The organism is Bradyrhizobium pachyrhizi (genome assembly GCF_001189245.1).
Classification (GTDB): domain Bacteria; phylum Pseudomonadota; class Alphaproteobacteria; order Rhizobiales; family Xanthobacteraceae; genus Bradyrhizobium; species Bradyrhizobium pachyrhizi.
Map to the genome: position 1 here is coordinate 108,202 of NZ_LFIQ01000116.1, position 2,849 is coordinate 111,050.

At 67.4% G+C, this 2,849-nt stretch carries 3 protein-coding genes; 1 reads left to right on the forward strand and 2 read right to left on the reverse strand.

Annotation, left to right across the window (positions count from 1 at the left end; all coding sequences use genetic code 11):
• The first annotated feature begins 224 nt into the window (after window positions 1-224).
• Window positions 225-1,187 carry a LysR family transcriptional regulator gene (locus AKL29_RS31500; RefSeq protein ID WP_050386846.1) on the forward strand — a complete coding sequence of 321 codons (963 nt, stop codon included), beginning with the start codon at window positions 225-227 and terminating at the stop codon, window positions 1,185-1,187.
• Window positions 1,188-1,374: 187 nt separating this feature from the next.
• On the opposite strand, the gene AKL29_RS31505 is transcribed toward AKL29_RS31500, so the two are convergent.
• Both AKL29_RS31505 and AKL29_RS45860 read right to left on the reverse strand, forming a co-directional pair.
• Window positions 1,375-2,343, reverse strand: a complete 969-nt coding sequence (locus tag AKL29_RS31505) for an ABC transporter ATP-binding protein (RefSeq protein ID WP_050386847.1) — start codon at window positions 2,341-2,343, stop codon at window positions 1,375-1,377.
• Window positions 2,340-2,849: ABC transporter ATP-binding protein (locus AKL29_RS45860; RefSeq protein WP_244482526.1), on the reverse strand; the 510-nt coding region annotated here is incomplete at its 5' end. The genes AKL29_RS31505 and AKL29_RS45860, both read right to left, overlap by 4 nt.

Here is a 2,849-nt window from a genome sequence, read left to right on the forward strand (position 1 = left end):
GCGCAAACTCCTGCTGCAGCCGCTGCGCCGGCTCGCCTGGTCCTGCCGCTGCGCCTTGCCGCGGCAGGGTGCAGGACACCGCAAGGCCCAGCGCGCGCAATCCAAATGTCCGTCTCGTCAGCATGTCGAATCTCCCGTTGGCGGCGCGAACCTGCCGGGCGGCGTGACGGCGCACAAACAATCATTTATACAGCGAGGCATGAGGAAAACTTGGTCATGACGCCGTGCGCCGGCACCTCCCGCTGAACGCGCTGCGCGCCTTCGAGGCCTCGGCGCGGCTGCTCAGCTTCACCCGCGCCGGGATGGAGCTGCGCGTGACGCAGACCGCGATCAGCCATCAGGTCAAGCAGCTCGAGGACCTCCTGGGTACGAGCCTGTTCCGCCGGCTGCCGCGCGGGCTGGTGCTCACCGACGAGGGGCTGGCGCTGCTGCCGGTGCTGTCGGACGCGCTCGACCGGATCGGCGCCGCGATCGACCGCATCGAGGCCAAGGGCACGCGCGAGGTCGTGACCGTCGGCTGCGTCACGACGTTCGCGACCGGATGGCTCTTGCAAAGGGTCGACCGCTTCAAGCGCGCGCATCCCTATATCGATCTGCGTCTGCTCACCAACAACAACCGCGTCGACATCGCAGGCGACGGGCTCGATCTCGCGCTGCGCTTCGGCGACGGCTCGTGGCACGGCACCGAGGCGATCCATCTGTTGTCCGCACCGCTCTCGCCGGTGTGCTGCCCCGACGCGGCGGACCGGCTGCGCAAGCCGTCCGATCTCGCGCAGGAATTCCTGCTGCGCTCCTACCGCGCCGAGGAGTGGCCGCTATGGTTTGCGGTCGCCGGCGCGCCGTGTCCGAAAATCCAGGGGCCGATCTTCGACAGTTCGGTCGCGATGGCCGAGGCCGCCGCGCGCGGCGTCGGCGTCGGGCTGGTGCCGATCGCGATGTTCGACAATGAGCTGGCCTCCGGCCGGCTCAAGCGGCCGTTCGCGGCCGAGGTCCCGGCGGGATCCTACTGGCTGACCTGGCTGAAATCGCGCGAGGTGACGCCGGGCATGCGCGCGTTTCGCGACTGGCTGCTCGAGACGCTGCGGACGGAGGTGAATGAGGTTGAGGACGCCGTCGCGCCCGCACCGCGGCGGAAGATCAAGACAAAGGCCGGACCGAAGCCGCGGACCAACACCAAGCGGCGTTAACGTCTGACGACGTGATTTCAACTATCGTCGCCACTATTTCGGAATTATCGAATAATGCCGCTGATTTGCCCGACATGTCAAGTGCCGTGTCGAACGCCCGCAGCCGCCGGCCGCTTTGCATGGGGTTGTTTTCGATATTTTGGCGGTGCGCTCCCGCGCCGGCTGGCTATCGCATCTGGCGCGCGACCTACGCCAGATGGCACGCCACGGAATGCCCGTTCCTGCCTTCCAGCAGTTCCGGCGCGCTCTGCCGGCAGCGCTCTTCGGCGATCGGACAGCGGGTGTGGAAGTGGCAGCCCTTGGGCGGATTCATCGGGCTCGGCACGTCGCCCTTCAGGCGGATGCGGTCGCGCTTCGCCTTGGGATCCGGCACCGGCACGGCCGAGAGCAGCGCCTTGGTGTATGGATGCTGAGGGTTGCGGTAGAGATCGCTGGCCTTGGCGATCTCGACGATGCGGCCGAGATACATCACCGCGACGCGGTCGGAGATGTGCTCCACGACTGAGAGATCGTGGGCGACGAACAGATAGGTGAGGTTCAGCTCGGCCTGCAGATCCTCGAGCAGGTTGATGACCTGGGCCTGGATCGAGACGTCGAGCGCGGAGACCGGCTCGTCGCACACGATCAGCTTCGGCTCCAGCGTCAGCGCGCGGGCGATCGCGATGCGCTGGCGCTGGCCGCCGGAGAATTCATGCGGGTAGCGCCGCATGTGCTCGGCCTTCAGTCCGACCTTGACCAACAGGCTCGCGACGCGGTCCTCCCGCTCGCTGGCCGAGCTCACGAGGTTATGGATGATGAAGGGCTCGCCAAGGATCGCGCCGACCGTCATGCGCGGATTGAGCGAGGCGAACGGATCCTGGAACACCAGCTGCATGTTGCGCCGCATGGCGCGCAGATCGCCGCCGCCCAGACCCGTCACGCTCTGGCCGTCGAACACGACCTCGCCCGAGGTCGGCTCGATCAGGCGCAGCACGCAGCGGCCGGTGGTCGACTTGCCGCAGCCGGATTCGCCGACGAGGCCGAGCGTCTCGCCGCGATTGACCGAGAACGACACGCCGTCGACCGCATAGACCTGGCCGACCTCGCGCGACAGCAGGCCGCCCAGCACCGGAAAGTGCTTCTTCAGATTGGAAACGCGCAGCAGCGGCTCGCTCATGACACGTCTCCGAGGTGGCAGGCCATGCGATGGCCGGGCGCGATCTCGCGCAGCCGCGGCTCCTTTTCGGTGCAGATGCTCATGGCGTATTTGCAGCGGGCGGCAAAACGGCAGCCGGGCGGCGGATTGATCAGGATCGGCACCGAGCCGCCGATCGCCTCCAGCCGCGTCTTGTGCGCGGCGTCGAGATCGATGCGCGGGATCGAGCGGATCAGGCCCTGGGTGTAGGGATGGCGCGGATTGCCGAACAGTTCGTCGACCGGCGCCTCCTCCACCACCTTGCCGGCGTACATCACGACGACGCGTTGCGCGGTCTCGGCGACCACGCCCATCGCGTGCGTGATCAGCATCACCGCCATGCCGAAGCGTTCCTTCATGTCCTGCAACAGATCGAGGATCTGCGCCTGGATGGTGACGTCGAGCGCGGTGGTCGGCTCGTCGGCGATGACGAGCTTGGGCCGGCACGCCAGCGCCATCGCGATCATCACGCGCTGGCGCATGCCGCC